We start from the raw sequence: 16,575 nt of genomic DNA on the forward strand, positions 1-16,575 counted from the left end.
ATCCCTTCCCCGGCCCGCCCGCGACCCTCGCGCGCGGGCCGCGCTCGTCCCCGTCCCGCCCCGTGCGGGTCGGGTCCGTGCGGCGGGCGCACCAATTTTCTGGTGCGGGCTGGGCCGTTCCGGTTACGGCACGGGGGTCAGCAGGCCCTCCAGCAGGGGACGGAGGCGCGTCGTGCGGTCGGCGGCGGGGACGTCCGACACCGCGCGGGGGAGTGCCTGGTCGACGCCGTGGACCACGGACAGGTGCCGTTCGCCCCGCCCGAAGGCCGTGTAGACCCACGGCCGGCTCAGACCCGGCGCCGCGTCGCCCGGCAGGACCACGACGGCGGCGGGCCACCGCATCCCCGCCGCCTGGTGCGCGGTGAGCGCCCAGCCGTGCCGTACGACCGAGTCGACCAGCTCCCTCGGCACCACGACGGGCACCCCGTCGCAGTCCAGCCGCAGACCCTCCGCGTCCGCCGACACCACCGAGCCCGTCAGGGCCCGGCCCGGCGCGGGCACATAGGCGATCCGGTCGTCCGGGTCGAAGCCGCCGAACCGGCCGGGCCCGGGGTTCAGCCGCTCCTTGAGCGCGGCGTTCAGGACACGGGTGCCCGCCGCCCCGCCGTGGCCGACCGTGATCACCTGTGTCTGACCGGACGGCACGCCGATGACGCGCGGCACCGAGTCGGCGACGAGCTGGACCGTACGGTGCACCGCCTCGCCCGCGTCGCGCACGGGCACGATCACGACCTCCTTGCCGGGCGCCCCGACCTGGCTCAGCTCGCCGATGCCGATGCCGGAGACCAGCTCGCCGATCGGCCCGGGGTCCGGCGTCCGTGAGGCGATCCGCGGGCACACCCGGGCCGCCAGCAGATCCCCGAAGACCCGGCCCGCGCCCGCCGACCACAGCACACCGGGGTCACCGCCGAGGACCAGCCGCGCACCGTCGGGCAGCGCCTCCACGAGCTCCGCCGCCGTCTCGACGTCCAGCTGGGGAGCGTCCAGGACGACGAGCAGGTCCAGGGCCAGCGCGCCGTCCGTGTCCCGTCCCGGTCCCTCGGCGCCCGAGAGCAGCCCCGCCACCGTCACGGCGCCCGCGCCCAGCCGACGCCGTCCGTTCTCGCTGTGCGCGGCCAGCACCGGGCGCAGACCCAGCGCGCGGGCGCTCTCCACCAGCGCCACCGGCTCCGCGCGCGCGGCCTCGCCGCCCGTGTGGATCACCAGACCGTGTCCGGCGACCGCCCGGACCAGTTCGGCCGCCGAGGGCGACGGGGCCCCCTCGGCCGCCTCCTCCCAGGACCCCTGGGCCGACCCGTGTGCCGCCCCCTGAGCCGTCTTCACCAGCCGGGCCAGACCGTCGGCCAGGCTCTCCTCCGCCAGCGCGTACCGGTCGAGCCCGAGCAGGACCGGCACCGCCGGACCGTCCTCCGCGGCCCCGTCCGCCGACGCGTCCGCCGCTTCGTCGTCCGGCTCCCCGGCCGCCTCGGGGACGCCGTCCTGGAACACCAGCACCACCCCTTCCGCGATGGCGTGCCGAAGCGCCTCGTCGGGATCCGGCACCGACCGCTCCGCCAGCGCGGCCCGCACCTCGGGAAAGGCGAGCGCGGTGTGGCCCTGCCCGGCCGCCCGCTCCAGCAGCCAGCCGACCAGGGCGGCGGCCCGCCGTTCGTCACCCGGCCCGCAGCCGTCGCCGAGCAGCGCGCGGGCGAAACCGTCGGCCTGCTCGGGCCGGACACCGGGTACCGACAGCAGCAGCCACGGATCGTCCCGCAGGGCGTCCCCGGCCCGTTCCCCGAGCGAGGCCGCGACCCGCGGTGCCAGCGTCCGAGGCGCGCCACCCTCGGCGAGTACGGCCCCGACGGCCGCCACCACGGCCTCCGGAGCGGTCACGGAGGACCCGCCGGCGATCCGGGCGGGCGCGGGCTCCCGCGGACGGTGCTGCGGCGGTACGGCGGCTGCCACGGCGGCCGGCGGGGGAGCGGGGGCCACCGGACGGGCCGGGGCCGGTTCGCCGTTCTCCATGGCCCGTACGGCGGCGAGCAGGTGCGCCGCCTGGCCGCTCAGCTTGGCGCCCGCCGCGATGGGCCCCTCCTTCTCGGCCTTGCGCCGCGCGATCCGCTCACGCAGCTCGCGCTGCGCGGCGATCTCCGCCTCGGCCTCGGACGGCTGCGCCGCCTCCGTACCCCCGGCGGCGGGAGCCCCGTCCGCCGCCCCGTCCACGGCGTCCGCCGCCTCGCCGTCGACCGGGGTGCCGTCTCCGGGCGCCGCCTCGCTCCCGACGGCCTCCGCGCCGTCCGCCGCGCCGTCACCGGCAGACCCGGGCGTGTCCGCCGCGCCGTCGCCCGCCGTCCCCGGGAGTTCCCCGGGCGCGGCCGGGGAGCCGGACTCCGCCACCTCCCCGCTCTCCTCCGCGACCGCCGCGTCGCGGTCCTCGGCGGGGGAGCCGGGGGTCGTCCCCCGGGAAGGCACAGTCACAGCGTGCTCCAGTCCTGATCGGGATAGCGGTGCACGGGCGCCGACACATCGTCGAGCGCCCGGCAGATCTCGTCGGGAAGCCTAAGGCTCTCCACCGACAACGCGGCCGTGAGCTGCCGCGCGTTGCGGGCCCCGACGATCGGCGCGACCACCCCCGGCCGGTCCCGCACCCACGCCAGCGCCACCTCCAGCGCGGTCGTCGCCAGCCCGTCCGCCGCCGTCACCACCGCGTCCACGATGCGGCTCGCCGGCTCGTCCAGATACGGCTCCACGAACGGCGCCAACTGCTCCGAGGCCCCACGGGAGCCGGCGGGCGTGGAGTGCCGGTACTTGCCCGTCAGCACCCCCCGGCCCAGCGGCGACGACGGGAGCAGCCCCACCCCCAGATCCACGGCCGCCGGCAACACCTCGCGCTCGACGCCCCGTTGCAACAAGGAGTACTCCATCTGGGTACTGGCCAGCCGGGTCCGCACCCCGGGCGAGGCCAGCTGCCAGGTCGCCGCCTTGGCGAGCTGCCACCCCGAGAAGTTCGACACCCCCGCGTACCGGGCCCGGCCGCTGCTCACGGCTATGTCGAGTGCCTGGAGCGTCTCCTCCAGCGGCGTCCCGGGGTCGAACGCGTGGATCTGCCACAGATCGACATGGTCCGTGCCCAGCCGCTCCAGCGAGGCGTCCAGGGCGGCGAGCAGATGCCCGCGCGAGCCGTCGAAGCGCCGCCACGGATCGGGCACGCTGCCCGCCTTGGTGGCGATCACCAGATCCCGGCGCGGCACGAGTCTCTCCACGAGCTGTCCGAGCAGATACTCCGCCTCCCCGCCGCCGTACACGTCGGCGGTGTCGACAAGGGTGCCGCCCGCCTCCCAGAACGCCTTCAACTGGTCGGCCGCGTCGTGCTCGTCGGTGTCCCGCCCCCAGGTCAGCGTGCCGAGCCCGATCCGGGACACTCGCAGGCCGGTACGGCCCAGATGCCTCTGCTCCATGAGCGCTGAGATTACTGGCCGGGGCCCCAACCGCAGTGAGCCTGTGGACAACCGGCCGCCGCGGGCCGTCCACCGGTGCCCCTGACGGATGTCCGCGCCGCGCGCTAGAGTCCCGGCACAGGGACGTTACTGATCAGTAAGGGAGTGGTTATGCGGCTCGGCATCAATCTCGGCTACTGGGGCGCCGGCATGGACGGCGACAACCTCGCCGTCGCCCAGGAGGCCGACCGGCTCGGCTACAACGTCTGCTGGGCCGCCGAGGCGTACGGCTCCGACGTCCCCACCGTGCTGAGCTGGGTCGCCGCCCAGACGGAGAGCATCGACGTCGGCTCGGCCATCCTCCAGATCCCGGCCCGCCAGCCCGCCATGACCGCGATGACCGCCGCCACCCTGGACTCGCTCTCCGGCGGCCGGTTCCGGCTCGGGCTCGGCGTCTCCGGACCGCAGGTCTCCGAGGGCTGGTACGGGGTGAAGTTCGACAAGCCGCTCGCCCGCACCCGCGAGTACGTCGAGATCGTCCGCCGCGCCATGTCCCGCGAACGCCTCTCCTACGAAGGCGAGCACTGGACCCTCCCGCTCCCCGACGGCCCCGGCAAGCCGCTCAAGCTCACCGTCCACCCCCAGCGCGAGCACATCCCCCTCTACATCGCCGCGATCGGCCCCAGGAATCTGGAGCAGACCGGCGAGATCGCCGACGGCGCCCTGCTGATCTTCCCCTCGGCGGACCATCTGGAGGAGACCGCGATCGGGCCCCTGCGCGCGGGCCGGGAGAAGGCCGGGCTGACCATGGACGGCTTCGACGTCTGCCCGACCCTGCCGATCGCGCTGGGCGACGACATCGAGGCGCTGGCGGACACGTTCCGCCCGTACACGGCCCTCTACGTGGGCGGCATGGGCAGCCGCCGGCAGAACTTCTACAACCAGCTGGCGGGCCGCATGGGCTACGAGCAGGAGGCCGCCGACATCCAGGACCGGTACCTCTCCGGAGACAAGGACGGGGCGGCGGCTGCCGTACCGCACCGGCTGATCGACTCGACCACGCTGCTCGGACCGGTGGAGCGGATCGCCGACCGGATGGCGGCGTACGCGGCGGCCGGGGTCACCACGCTCACGCTCTCCCCGGCGGGCTTCACCCTCGACGAGCGCCTCGCGGCCCTGCGCGCGGGCACCGAGGCGCTGGAGCGGGCGGGTCTCGTCAGCTGACCGGCACCCCGCCGGCGGGGACACGGGACGAGGGTGCGGGGCGGGGGTGCGCGGCGCCGCGAAGGTCCGCGGCCGTGGTGGGGGCTCGGGGGGTCTTCCCCGCCACGGCCGTCGTGCGGGACAACGCCCGGCCGGGCGCCCGGTTACGCCCGCCCGCATCCGTACGGACGTGCCCCCGCGTCGTTCCTCCGCTCCCGTCCGCCGCTCCTGCCCCGCCGTCCCCGCTTCCTCCCTTCGGCCGAGTGCGGACCCTGAGCTGTTGCCTGTTCCCCTATGTCGCATTTGACTCCTTTGTGCGGGTGTCTGCGGCGGACACCGGCATGGAGGTGGCATCCGATGCTCTCGGCCCGAGGTCTGTTCGAGGAAATCCTCGACAACGACGAGTCGTTCCAGCTCTTCTGCTCCATCGCGGCCAGCGGCGAGGCCCAGGGCGGCTGGGAGAACGGCCGTATCGCCGCGCTGGTCCCCGAGGGGATGCGGGACCTCGCGCCCAAGATCGCCCGGCACGGGGCCGACGAGGACAAGCACGGCAGGATCTTCCACGCCCTGCTGAAGCGGCGCGGTCTGCCACCGGTCGACATCCCGCCCGCCACCGACTACACGATGCTCCTCGAACAGCGCGGCATCGGACTCCCGCACGACAAGCTGCGCCGGAACACCCCGCTCACCGAGCAGGACGTCGTCGTCTACCTCTCGCACAGCCGTGTGACCGAACAGCGCGCCGCCGACCAGATGGAGATGCTCGTCGGGCACTTCGGCGACCACCCGCTCGTCGGCAACGCCGTCAAGATCATCAGCGCCGACGAGGACAACCACCTCGCCTACTGCCACGAGGAGTTGCTGCGCCTCGCCCGGCTCGGTCACGGCCGCACCATCCACCGGGTGCTCCAGGAGAGCGCGCGGGCCGAGGTCCGCATCTACCGCGACGTGAGCTTCGCCGTCATGGACCGGATGGGCCGGATCCTGGGCTGGCCCCGCCCCAAGTCGGCGCTGCTGAAGGCCGGAATCGCCGGACTGTACGGGATGGAGCGGGCGGGCGGGTGGCGGCGCATGGTCAGCCTGAGCATGCCGGAGCGCCGCGACGCGCTGGGCGGCCCGGCGACCGCCGCCGCCTTCTGACGCCGTCCTCCGACCGGGGCCCGCCGCCGGGCCCGGGGCGGATCCGACCCGCCGCCGGCCCGGTCAGAGCCAGCCGTTGCGCTTGAACAGCCGGTGCAGCAGGAACACCGCGCCGACCATCAGGGCCAGCGCCGCCGGATACCCCCACTCCTGGCTCAGCTCCGGCATGTGCGCGAAGTTCATGCCCCAGACGCCCGCGAGCAGGGTGGGCACCGCCGCCATCGCCGCCCACGCCGAGATCTTGCGCATGTCGTCGTTCTGCCGCACGCCCATCTGCGCGAGATGGGCGGACAGGATGTCCGAGAGGAGCCGGTCGAGCCCGTCCACCTGTTCGTTGACCCGCGTCAGATGGTCGTCCACGTCCCGGAAGAACGGCTGCGACCGTTTCTGCACGAACGGCACCCCCGCCTGCGAGAGCCGCGAGATGGGCGCCGCCAGCGGCCCGGCCGCCCGGCGGAACTCCAGCACCTGCCGCTTGAACGTGTAGATCCGCTCCGCCGCCGGCTGGTCGCCCGCCTCCTGCTTGCGGCCCGAGCCGCTCTCATTGGGGGAGAAGACCTGCGCCTCCAGCTCCTCCAGGTCGACCTGGAGCTCGGCGCCGACGTCGATGTAGTGGTCCACCACCGCGTCGCTCACCGCGTAGAGCACCGCCGTGGGGCCGTGCCTGAGCACCTGCGGCTCCGACTCCAGCCGCTGCCGCACGGCGTGCAGCGGCGCGCCCTCGCCGTGCCGGACCGTCACCACGAACGAGTCGCCGATGAAGACCATCAGCTCCCCGCTGGAGACGGTGTCCTGGGCGGAGTCGTACACCACCGGTTTCAGCACCATGAACAGCGAGTCCTCGTACACCTCCAGCTTCGGCCGCTGGTGGGCCTTGAGCGAGTCCTCCACGGCCAGCGGATGCATGCCGAACTCGTTGCTGACCAGCTCGAACTCCTGCTCCGTCGGCTCGTGGAGCCCGACCCACAGGAAGGCGTTCCCGTCCGCCCGCGCCTCGGCGAGGGCGTCGGAGAGATCGGCGGGCCCGTCGGTACGGCGCCCGTCGCGGTAGATGGCACGGTCGACGATCACCCCGTCCATTCTTCCCGGGCGACACGCTTTGACGCACCTCTGCCGCACCCCCGGCCGGCCCGCGCCGCACCCCCGCGCCGTCCGGGCCGCCCGCCCCGGCCCCGCGCGGCACCGCCCCGACCGCCCGCCGTACGGGTGACCGCCACCCCGTCGGCGCACCGTTTAGGCTGACCCGCATGGCCACCCTGATCCTCGTACGGCACGGACGCTCCACCGCCAACACCTCGGGCGTCCTCGCCGGCCGGACCCCCGGCGTCGCGCTCGACGAACGGGGCACCGCCCAGGCCGCCGCCCTCCCGGGACGCCTCGCGGACCTGCCCCTCGCCGCCGTCGTCAGCAGCCCCCTCCAGCGCTGTCTGGAGACCGTCCGGCCCCTGGTCGACGCCCGCCCCGGCGCCGAGATCCACCAGGAGGACCGGATCAACGAGTGCGACTACGGCGACTGGTCCGGCCGCAAGCTCGCCGAACTCGCCGACGACCCCCTGATGTCGGTCGTGCAGCAGCACCCCTCGTCCGCGGCGTTCCCCGGCGGCGAGTCGATGCGCGCCATGCAGGCCCGCGCCGTGGAGGCCGTACGGGACTGGAACGCCCGCGTCGAGGCGGAGCACGGCGAGGACGCCGTCTTCCTGATGTGCTCGCACGGCGACATCATCAAGTCCCTGGTCGCGGACGCGCTCGGCATGCACCTCGACCTGTTTCAGCGCCTGCACGCCGACCCCTGCTCGGTCACCGTCGTCCGGTACACGCGGCTGCGCCCGTTCCTGCTGCGGCTGGGGGAGACCGGCGATCTCGGTTCCCTGACACCGCGTGAGACCGGCGCGGGGGGCAAGAAGAAGGACGGGGACGCCGACGCCGTCGTGGGAGGCTCCACCGGCACCGCGTGATCTCCGCGCGCAGTAGGCTGGTCGGGCCGTCCGCGTCACGGCGGAGGTTCGCTCCCCGGGCGTCGTCGGCCCGTCGCATTCCGTCATTCCGTCACTTCCCAAGGGAGACAGGACGTGTCCCGTCAGGTGTTCCTCTACGACCCGCCGGACCGCTTCGTGGCCGGTACGGTCGGGCTGCCTGGCCGCCGTACGTTCTTCCTCCAGGCATCCGCCTCGGGCCGCGTCACCAGCGTGGCCCTGGAGAAGACCCAGGTCGCCGCGCTCGCCGAGCGCATCGATGAACTGCTGGACGAGGTCGTACGGCGTACCGGGGGCAACGCCCCGGTGCCCGCCATGGCCCCCACGGACGTCGCCGACTCCGCGCCGCTCGACTCGCCCGTCGAGGAGGAGTTCCGGGTCGGCACCATGGCCCTGGCCTGGGACGGCGACGAACAGCGCATGATCGTCGAGGCGCAGGCCCTGGTCGAACTCGACGCGGACACCGACGAGGACCTCGCCGACGCCGAGGAACGCCTGCTCCAGGACGAGGAGAACGGCCCGCCGATGCTCCGCGTCCGGCTGTCCGGCGCCCAGGCGCGGGCCTTCGCCAAACGCGCCCTGGACGTGGTCAACGCCGGGCGCCCGCCGTGCCCGCTGTGCAGCCTGCCGCTCGACCCGGAGGGACACGTGTGCCCGCGCCAGAACGGATACCGCCGCGACGCATGAGCACGCCCGCGCTCGACCTGATCACCAAGGGCGAGCTGACCGTGCAAGGCCGGATCAGCGGGGCCTCCAACGCGGTCCTGTACTGCGCCGTGTCGTACGAGGGCGAGGAGGCGTTCTGCGTCTACAAGCCCGTCGCGGGGGAGCGGCCCCTCTGGGACTTCCCCGACGGGACGCTCGCGCAGCGCGAGGTCGCCGCGTACGAGCTGTCCCGGGCGACCGGCTGGGACCTGGTCCCGCCCACGGTGCTGCGTGACGGACCGTACGGCGAGGGCATGTGCCAGCTGTGGATCGAGGCCGACGGGAGCGGGAGCGCGCCCCAACTCCTCGCCCTGGTCGAGGAGGAGGAGCCGGCCGACGGCTGGAAGGCGATCGGCCTCGCCGACGTGGGGGAGGGCCGTACAGCGCTGCTGGTGCACGCCGACGACCCCCGGCTGCGGCGCCTCGCCGTCCTCGACGCCGTCGTCAACAACGGCGACCGCAAGGGCGGCCATCTGCTGACCGGGACCGACGGACAGCTGTACGCCATCGACCACGGTGTCACCTTCCACGTGGACGACAAGCTCCGCACCCTGCTCTGGGGCTGGGCGGGCGAGCCGCTGCCCGAGGAGGCCCTGACCGTCCTGGAGCGGCTGGCCGGTGAACTCGCCGAAGGCACCCCGCTGTCCACCCGGTTGGCCGAACTGATCACACCCGCCGAGGCCGAGGCCGTACGCTCCCGGGTCCGGGAACTGCGCCGTACGGGCCGCCACCCGGAGCCGTCCGGCCAGTGGCCCGCGATCCCCTGGCCGCCGGTCTGACCCGCCACCCGGCCGGGGACCGTCCCGGCCGGTGAGCCCCGCCGGGCACGCACCGGCACCCCGATCGCGCAAGAGCGCCCAACCGGACAACAGCGCCGGTCCGGTTCGTATCCGGAAGCAACGTCCGGTTACGCTCATGACATGCATGCCTGGCCCGCTTCCGACGTCCCCGCCCTGCCCGGCAAGGGCCGCGACCTCCGGATTCACGACACCGCGACCGGTGGCCCCGTCACCCTCGATCCCGGTCCCGTCGCCCGCATCTACGTCTGCGGCATCACGCCGTACGACGCGACCCACCTCGGGCACGCGGCGACCTACAACGCGTTCGACCTCGTGCAGCGCGTCTGGCTCGACACGAAGCGGCAGGTCCACTACGTCCAGAACGTCACCGACATCGACGACCCGCTGCTGGAGCGGGCCGCGCGCGACGGCGAGGACTGGACCGGCCTCGCCGAACGCGAAACCGCCCTCTTCCGCGAGGACATGACGGCGCTGCGGATGCTCCCGCCGCGCCACTACATCGGCGCGGTCGAGGCCATACCGGGCATCGTGCCGCTCGTGGAGCGGCTGTGCGACAGCGGCGCCGCCTACGTCCTGGACGGCGACGTCTACTTCTCCGTCGACGCCGACCCGCACTTCGGCGAGGTCTCGCACCTCGACGCCGAGGCCATGCGGCTGCTCTCCGCCGAGCGCGGCGGCGACCCCGACCGCCCCGGCAAGAAGAACCCGCTCGACCCGATGCTCTGGATGGCGGCCCGCGAGGGCGAGCCGCACTGGGACGGCGCCGGCCTCGGCCCCGGCCGGCCTGGCTGGCACATCGAGTGCGTCGCCATCGCCCTCGACCACCTCGGCATGGGCTTCGACGTGCAGGGCGGCGGCAGCGATCTGGCCTTCCCGCACCACGAGATGGGCGCCTCGCACGCGCAGGCACTGACCGGCGAACACCCGTTCGCCAAGGCGTACGTGCACGCCGGGATGGTCGGGCTCGACGGCGAGAAGATGTCCAAGTCCAAGGGCAACCTGGTCTTCGTCTCGACGCTGCGCCGGGCCGGCGTGGACCCGGCCGCGATCCGCCTCGCGCTGCTCGCGCACCACTACCGCGCCGACTGGGAGTGGACGGACCAGGTGCTCGACACGGCCGTCGGACGCCTCGCGCGCTGGCGCGCCGCCGTGTCCCGGCCGGACGGCCCCCCGGCGGAGGCGCTGGTGGAGGAGGTACGCGAGGCCCTGTCGAACGATCTGGACGCCCCGGCCGCCCTGGCGGCGGTCGACCGCTGGGCCGCGCTCCAGGACACCACGGGCGGTACGGACGAGGGGGCACCCGGAGTGGTGTCCCGAACGGTGGACGCGCTGCTGGGCGTCGCGCTGTAGGACGGTGCGACGGGGAGGACCCCGGTGGGTTCCTCGTCTTGTCCGCACGAGCGCGGGACGCCGGGTGGGCCGTGTATACGGCCTGCCCGGCGTTCTCGCGTACGCGCGGCGATCTGATTGCGGCCCGGAGGCGGGGCGGGGCGCAGGACGGTACGTCGGACGGCCTGGCACCGGCCGGGTACTGGGCCGACGGCCCCCGCCCCGTAGGACCAGGCCCTCTGCCCCCTACGCGCGGCGACTTGTGGTGACCCGGTGCCCCGGCTCGATGGGCTTTCGCCGGCTGAGCGGGGCGTAGGACGGCCCGGCACCGGCCGGGGGCGGGGGTATGGGGCCGCGCCCGGTGGGTATCCGCGAGCGGGCCGGGGGGCTTGGGCCCGGAGCGCCCGGTCCGGCGCCTCGCCGGCCGGGCGGAGCCGCCCCGTACGGCCGGGTCATGTACCGCCCCGGGCGGGCGTGGGCGGTACGTCGGACGTCCTGGCACTGGCCGGGGGCTTGGGCCCGGAGCGCCCGGTCCGGCGCCTCGCCGGCCGGGCGGAGCCGCCCCCGTACAGGAGCCGGGCCCGCCCGCCATGCCGTACGGGGAGGCACCGCCGCACGTGACCGTGGCATCAGCCGCTCAGCGGCGGGCCGGCCCGGACCGTCCGGGAGGAACCGCCGAAGCGGACCCGCCGAGGCCGGAGCCCCGCCGGGCACGCCCTCAGCGACGGGCATGCCGCTCCGTGGGTCCCCGCCGTGCGGCACCCGCCGGGCAGGCCCGCCGCCGAGGGCCATGTCTGCGCCCCGGACAGCCCCCGTGCGCCCCGTCCGACCGTTCCCAGCCGGCGGCCGGACCGGAGCCCCGGCACCTGACCGGACCTCGCCGAGCTATCAGGTACGCGCACGTACCTCCGGTGCGCGGGCCCCGTTCCCGCCGGACCGGAGCCCCGGCACCTGACCGGATCTCGCCGAGCTATCAGGTACGCGCACGTACCTCCGGTGCGCGGGCCCCGTTCCCGCCGGACCGGAGCCCCGGCACCTGACCGGATCTCGCCGAGCTGTCAGGTACGCGCACGTACCTCCGGTGCGCGGGCCCCGTTCCCGCCGGACCGGAGCCCCGGCACCTGACCGGATCTCGCCGAGCTGTCAGGTACGCGCACGTACCTCCGGTGCGCGGGCCCCGTTCCCGCCGGACCGGAGCCCCGGCACCTGACCGGATCTCGCCGAGCTGTCAGGTACGCGCACGTACCTCCGGTGCGCGGGCCCCGTTCCCGCCGGACCGGAGCCCCGGCACCTGACCGGATCTCGCCGAGCTGTCAGGTACGCGCACGTACCTCCGGTGCGCGGGCCACCCGCCCTGCGAGGCACGTACCGGACGCCGTGGGGCGGTCCGACGTGCTAATCCTCCGACGAATCCCCGTCGTCCGGTGAGCCGTCCTTGCCCTCGGGGGCGTCGTCCGGGGCGTCACCCGGTGTCTCGTCGGGTGCCGTGCCGGGCCCGGGGGCGCGCTCCGGGCGGGGGCCCCGCGGTGGTCTGCCGCGACCCGGGCCCGACGTGTCGCGCAGATACGTCGCCGAGCCCTCGCCGGTCTCCGTGGCGTGCCCGCCGGGTGACTGTCCCGGGCCGCCGTCCCGCCGCCGCAGATACCGCTCGAACTCCCGCGCGATCGCCTCGCCCGACGCCTCCGGCAGCTCCGCGGTGTCCCGCGCCTCCTCCAGCGACTGGACGTACTCCGCCACCTCGCTGTCCTCGGCGGCCAGTTGGTCCACCCCGAGCTGCCACGCCCGCGCGTCCTCCGCCAGTTCGCCCAGCGGGATCCGCAGCCCGATCAGGTCCTCCAGCCGGTTCAGCAGGGCCAGCGTCGCCTTCGGGTTGGGCGGCTGCGAGACGTAGTGCGGTACGGCGGCCCACAGGCTCACCGCCGGCACGCCCGCGTGGGTGCACGCCTCCTGGAGGACGCCGACGATGCCGGTCGGCCCCTCGTACCGCGACTCCTCCAGGTCCATCGTCCTGGCCAGGTCCGCGTCCGAGGTCACGCCGCTCACCGGTACCGGGCGGGTGTGCGGGGTGTCGCCGAGCAGCGCGCCCAGGATCACCACCATCTCCACACCCAGCTCGTGCGCGAAGCCCAGGATCTCGTTGCAGAAGGAGCGCCAGCGCATGGACGGCTCGATGCCCCGGACCAGCACCAGGTCACGGGGCTTCTCCCCGCCGACCCGCACCACGGAGAGCCGGGTCGTCGGCCAGACGATCTTCCGTACCCCGGCGTCCAGCCAGACCGTGGGCCGGTTGACCTGGAAGTCGTAGTAGTCCTCGGCGTCCAGCGCCGCGAACACCTCGCCCTTCCATTCGCTGTCCAGATGCCCGACCGCCGTGGAGGCGGCGTCGCCGGCGTCGTTCCAGCCCTCGAACGCGGCCACCATGACCGGGTCGATCAGCTCGGGTACCCCCTCGAGCTCGATCACCCAGGGCCTCCTTCCGAAGTGTTCTCTGAACGTACGCACCAACCTTACGGCTTCTCAGCCGCCCGCCAGCAGCCCTCACCCACGCGTGGGTGAACTTCCCCGTCACTGGGCAGGGCTGGGGATGCCTCCCCGGCAATCACGGAATTCATCCGAGCTGTGACCGTAATTTTTGTTCCGCCCCTGGACGTTTACCCGTCAACGACGCTATACATCGGATGACCGAAGAGGTCCGATGTTCTTTCAGGGGGCGTGCAGTGAGTCAGACCGTCACGGAGTTCGGGGTACACGACATCCGTTTCCCCACCTCGGAACAGCTCGACGGCTCGGACGCGATGAACCCCGACCCCGACTACTCCGCCGCGTACGTGGTCCTGCGCACCGGTGACGGCGCCGAGGGCCACGGCTTCTGCTTCACCATCGGCCGCGGCAACGACGTACTCGCCGCCGCCATCGAGGCCCTGCGCCCGTACGTCGTCGGCCGCCGGGCACCGCGTACCGCCGCCGAACTCGCCGCGCTGCACATCGAGTTGACCCACGACTCGCAACTGCGCTGGCTCGGCCCGGAGAAGGGCGTCATGCACATGGCCGCGGGCGCCGTCATCAACGCGGCCTGGGACTACGCGGCCAGGGCCGCGGGCCTGCCCGTCTGGGAGTTCCTGGCCCGCATGACACCCGAGGAGCTCGTCTCCCTCGTGGACTTCCGCTACCTCACCGACGCCCTCACCCCCGCCGAGGCGCTGGAGATCCTGCGCGCCGCCGAACCCGGCCGCGCCGAGCGCGCCGCCCGGCTGCGCGCCGAGGGCTACCCCGCGTACACCACGTCACCGGGCTGGCTGGGCTACTCCGACACCAAACTCGTCACCCTCGCCGAACAGGCCGTCGCCGACGGCTTCGAGCAGATCAAGCTCAAGGTGGGCGGCGACCTGGAGGACGACGTACGGCGGATGAAGCTGGCCCGCGCGGCCGTCGGCCCCGACATCCGGATCGCCGTCGACGCCAACCAGCGCTGGGACGTCCCCGAGGCGATCCGCTGGATGACCGCGCTCGCCCCGCACGAACCGCACTGGATCGAGGAGCCCACCAGCCCCGACGACATCCTCGGCCACGCCGCCGTCCGGGCCGGACAACCCGTCAAGGTCGCCACCGGCGAACACGGCGCCAACCGCGTCCTGTTCAAACAGCTCCTCCAGGCCGAGGCCGTCGACTTCGTCCAGATCGACGCCGCCCGCGTCGCCGGCGTCAACGAGAACCTCGCGATCCTTCTCCTCGCCGCCAAATACGGCAAACCGGTCTGCCCGCACGCCGGCGGCGTCGGACTGTGCGAACTGGTCCAACATCTCGCGATGTTCGACTACGTTGCCGTCTCGGGCACCTGGGAGGACCGCGTGATCGAGTACGTCGACCATCTGCACGAGCACTTCACCGACCCCGTCGTGATCGACTCCGGCCGCTACGTCGCACCGGACGCCCCCGGCTTCTCCGCGCGGATGCGACCCGATTCCATCACCGAGCACCGCTACCCCGACGGGCCCGTCTGGCAGGCCCGCCGCACCACCGAGGAGACCCACTCATGAGCGCCGCACCGGACACAGGAGACTTCGCGGGCCTGAACGCCCTGGTCACCGGCGGCGCCTCCGGGATCGGCGCGGCCGTCGCGACCCTGCTGCTCTCCCGGGGCGCCCGCGTCACCGTCCTGGACCGCGACATCTCCGCCGCCCCCGCGGGCGCCCTGGCCCTCAAGGCCGACGTCACCGACGACGACGCCGTCCGCGCGGCGGTCGACGCGGCGGCGGCCGAGTTCGGCGCCCTGCACACGGTCGTCTCCAACGCCGGGATCGGTGCCATCGGCACCGTCGCCGACAACGACGACGCCGAATGGCACCGGGTCCTCGACATCAACGTCCTCGGCATGGTCCGCACCGCGCGCCACGCCCTGCCCCATCTGCGCCGCGCCGCCGCCGAACGGCCCGGCTGCGTGTCCATCACCCACACCTGCTCCATCGCCGCCACCGCCGGGCTGCCCCAGCGCGCGCTCTACAGCGCCAGCAAGGGCGCGGTGCTGTCGCTGACCCTCGCGATGGCCGCCGACCACGTCCGTGAGGGCATCCGCGTCAACTGCGTCAACCCCGGTACCGCCGACACCCCCTGGGTCGGCCGCCTGCTCGACCAGGCGCCCGACCCGGCTGCCGAACGCGCCGCCCTCGAAGCGCGCCAGCCCACGGGACGGCTGGTCGGCGCCGACGAGATCGCCGCCGCGGTCGCCTACCTCGCCGGCCCGTCCGCCGCCGCCGTCACGGGCACGGCACTCGCGGTCGACGGCGGCATGCAGGGCCTGCGTCTGCGCCCCGCCAACTGACCAGGCCCCGCCCCACGACTCCGCTCGCCTGCACCCCCCTCGACCAGGCCGCGTCGTCCCACTCCGATCCCTCCGACCCGGTCCGAGCCGACACCCACCCAAGGACGGAACTCCCAATGCCGCAAAACCCTGTGGGGCGATCCCCACGCACCGCACTGCGTACGAGCGCCGCGGCCTGCGCCGCGCTGCTCGCCGTCACCGCCCTCGCGGGCTGCAACCGTGACTCGGGGAGCGGGGACGCCGAAGGCGGCGGCAAGGTCGGTATCGACCTGCCGCGCAGCGACAGCGACTTCTGGAACTCCTACCAGCAGTACATCGAGTCCGGCATCAAGGACGAGGGCATCGACGCGCTGTCGCTGACCAACTCGCAGAACGACATCGGCAAACTCGTCTCCAACGTCCAGGCGTTCACCGACCAGGGCGCCAAGGCCGTGGTCATGGCCCCGCAGGACACCGGCGCGATAGCCGAGACGCTGGCCGACCTCAACGAGAAGAAGATCCCCGTCGTCAGCGTCGACACCCGCCCCGACAAGGGCGACGTCTACATGGTCGTCCGGGCCGACAACCGCGCGTACGGCCAGAAGGCGTGCGAGTACCTCGGCGAGCAGCTGGGCGGCAAGGGCAAGGTCGCCGAGTTCCAGGGAGACCTGGCCTCCATCAACGGCCGGGACCGCTCCGAGGCGTTCAAGACCTGCATGGACGAGAAGTTCCCGGACATCGAGGTCTTCGAGCTGGCCACCGAGTGGAAGGGCGAGGTGGCGTCCGCCAAGCTCCAGTCCACCCTCGCCGCGCACCCGGACCTCAACGGCATCTACATGCAGGCCGGCGGCGTCTTCCTCCAGCCCACGCTCGCCCTCCTGGAGCAGAAGAAGCTCCTCAAGCCGGCGGGGGAGAAGGGCCACATCACCATCATCTCCAACGACGGCATCCCGGAGGAGCTGGACGCCATCCGGGCGGGCACCATCGACGCCACGATCTCGCAGCCCGCGGACCTGTACGCCAAGTACGCGCTGTACTGGGCGAAGGAGTCGCTGGCCGGCACGGAGCCGAAGGAGGGCCCGACCGACCACGACTCCACCATCATCAAGATCCCGAACGGCTTCGAGGACCAGCTGCCCGCGCCCCTGGTGACCAAGGACAACGTGGACGACAAGGCGCTGTGGGCCAACCAGCTGGAGAAGAAGAGCTAG

13 protein-coding genes are annotated in these 16,575 nt (G+C 73.7%); 9 read left to right on the plus strand and 4 right to left on the minus strand.

Annotated elements, in window-relative coordinates:
• Positions 1–123: 123 nt before the first annotated feature.
• Together OG875_RS25840 and OG875_RS25845 are read right to left on the minus strand one after the other, a co-directional pair.
• Positions 124–2,457, minus strand: a complete 2,334-nt coding sequence (locus OG875_RS25840; protein WP_330176622.1) for a helix-hairpin-helix domain-containing protein — start codon at positions 2,455–2,457, stop codon at positions 124–126.
• Positions 2,454–3,437, minus strand: a complete 984-nt coding sequence (locus OG875_RS25845; protein ID WP_330176623.1) for an aldo/keto reductase — start codon at positions 3,435–3,437, stop codon at positions 2,454–2,456. Before OG875_RS25845 ends, OG875_RS25840 begins: the two co-directional genes overlap by 4 nt.
• A 150-nt stretch (positions 3,438–3,587) precedes the next feature.
• On the opposite strand from OG875_RS25845, the gene OG875_RS25850 reads away from it, so the two are divergent.
• Both OG875_RS25850 and OG875_RS25855 read left to right on the plus strand, forming a co-directional pair.
• Complete coding sequence (locus OG875_RS25850) at positions 3,588–4,640, plus strand: LLM class F420-dependent oxidoreductase (protein ID WP_330176624.1); 1,053 nt, start codon at positions 3,588–3,590, stop codon at positions 4,638–4,640.
• Between the two features lie 336 nt (positions 4,641–4,976).
• Complete coding sequence (locus OG875_RS25855; protein WP_330176625.1) at positions 4,977–5,759, plus strand: ferritin-like domain-containing protein; 783 nt, start codon at positions 4,977–4,979, stop codon at positions 5,757–5,759.
• 63 nt (positions 5,760–5,822) lie between these two features.
• Here OG875_RS25855 and OG875_RS25860 read toward each other — a convergent pair whose 3' ends face one another.
• A complete protein-coding gene (locus OG875_RS25860) occupies positions 5,823–6,839 on the minus strand; it encodes a magnesium and cobalt transport protein CorA (protein ID WP_330176626.1) in 1,017 nt (338 codons plus the stop codon).
• Positions 6,840–7,006: 167 nt separating this feature from the next.
• On the opposite strand from OG875_RS25860, the gene OG875_RS25865 reads away from it, so the two are divergent.
• From OG875_RS25865 to mshC, 4 genes are all read left to right on the plus strand, one after another.
• On the plus strand, positions 7,007–7,714 hold the full coding sequence (locus OG875_RS25865) for a histidine phosphatase family protein (protein ID WP_330176627.1): 708 nt from the start codon (positions 7,007–7,009) through the stop codon (positions 7,712–7,714).
• 114 nt (positions 7,715–7,828) lie between these two features.
• Entirely contained in the window at positions 7,829–8,419 is a 591-nt protein-coding gene (locus OG875_RS25870; protein ID WP_330176628.1) for a DUF3090 domain-containing protein, read from the plus strand.
• Positions 8,383–9,216, plus strand: a complete 834-nt coding sequence (locus OG875_RS25875) for an SCO1664 family protein (RefSeq protein WP_330176629.1) — start codon at positions 8,383–8,385, stop codon at positions 9,214–9,216. Before OG875_RS25870 ends, OG875_RS25875 begins: the two co-directional genes overlap by 37 nt.
• Before the next feature lie 141 nt (positions 9,217–9,357).
• Positions 9,358–10,587 (plus strand): cysteine--1-D-myo-inosityl 2-amino-2-deoxy-alpha-D-glucopyranoside ligase, encoded by a 1,230-nt coding sequence (gene mshC / locus OG875_RS25880; protein ID WP_330176630.1) that lies wholly within the window; start codon positions 9,358–9,360, stop codon positions 10,585–10,587.
• A gap of 1,374 nt (positions 10,588–11,961) precedes the next feature.
• Here the strand turns inward: mshC and OG875_RS25885 are convergent.
• A complete protein-coding gene (locus tag OG875_RS25885) occupies positions 11,962–13,029 on the minus strand; it encodes a PAC2 family protein (protein ID WP_330176631.1) in 1,068 nt (355 codons plus the stop codon).
• A gap of 254 nt (positions 13,030–13,283) precedes the next feature.
• Between OG875_RS25885 and OG875_RS25890 the strand changes: the two genes are divergently transcribed.
• The 3 genes from OG875_RS25890 (at position 13,284) to OG875_RS25900 (ending at position 16,575) form a co-directional block, all read left to right on the plus strand.
• Positions 13,284–14,603, plus strand: coding sequence for an enolase C-terminal domain-like protein (locus tag OG875_RS25890; RefSeq protein ID WP_330176632.1), 1,320 nt, complete (start codon positions 13,284–13,286; stop codon positions 14,601–14,603).
• Positions 14,600–15,385 (plus strand): SDR family NAD(P)-dependent oxidoreductase, encoded by a 786-nt coding sequence (locus OG875_RS25895; protein WP_330176633.1) that lies wholly within the window; start codon positions 14,600–14,602, stop codon positions 15,383–15,385. The genes OG875_RS25890 and OG875_RS25895 overlap by 4 nt, the downstream gene beginning before the upstream one ends.
• A gap of 116 nt (positions 15,386–15,501) precedes the next feature.
• Positions 15,502–16,575 carry a sugar ABC transporter substrate-binding protein gene (locus OG875_RS25900; protein ID WP_330176634.1) on the plus strand — a complete coding sequence of 358 codons (1,074 nt, stop codon included), beginning with the start codon at positions 15,502–15,504 and terminating at the stop codon, positions 16,573–16,575.

This window comes from Streptomyces sp. NBC_01498, assembly GCF_036327775.1.
Taxonomy (GTDB): Bacteria; Actinomycetota; Actinomycetes; order Streptomycetales; family Streptomycetaceae; genus Streptomyces.

Excerpts from the sequence above, each read along its gene's own strand:
- OG875_RS25855 (WP_330176625.1), top strand. The coding sequence starts at position 4,977 with ATGCTCTCGGCCCGAGGTCTGTTCGAGGAAATCCTCGACAACGACGAG.
- OG875_RS25900 (WP_330176634.1), top strand. The coding sequence starts at position 15,502 with ATGCCGCAAAACCCTGTGGGGCGATCCCCACGCACCGCACTGCGTACG.
- OG875_RS25860 (WP_330176626.1), bottom strand. The coding sequence starts at position 6,839 with ATGGACGGGGTGATCGTCGACCGTGCCATCTACCGCGACGGGCGCCGT.
- OG875_RS25895 (WP_330176633.1), top strand. The coding sequence starts at position 14,600 with ATGAGCGCCGCACCGGACACAGGAGACTTCGCGGGCCTGAACGCCCTG.
- OG875_RS25865 (WP_330176627.1), top strand. The coding sequence starts at position 7,007 with ATGGCCACCCTGATCCTCGTACGGCACGGACGCTCCACCGCCAACACC.
- OG875_RS25850 (WP_330176624.1), top strand. The coding sequence starts at position 3,588 with ATGCGGCTCGGCATCAATCTCGGCTACTGGGGCGCCGGCATGGACGGC.
- OG875_RS25845 (WP_330176623.1), bottom strand. The coding sequence starts at position 3,437 with ATGGAGCAGAGGCATCTGGGCCGTACCGGCCTGCGAGTGTCCCGGATC.
- mshC (WP_330176630.1), top strand. The coding sequence starts at position 9,358 with ATGCATGCCTGGCCCGCTTCCGACGTCCCCGCCCTGCCCGGCAAGGGC.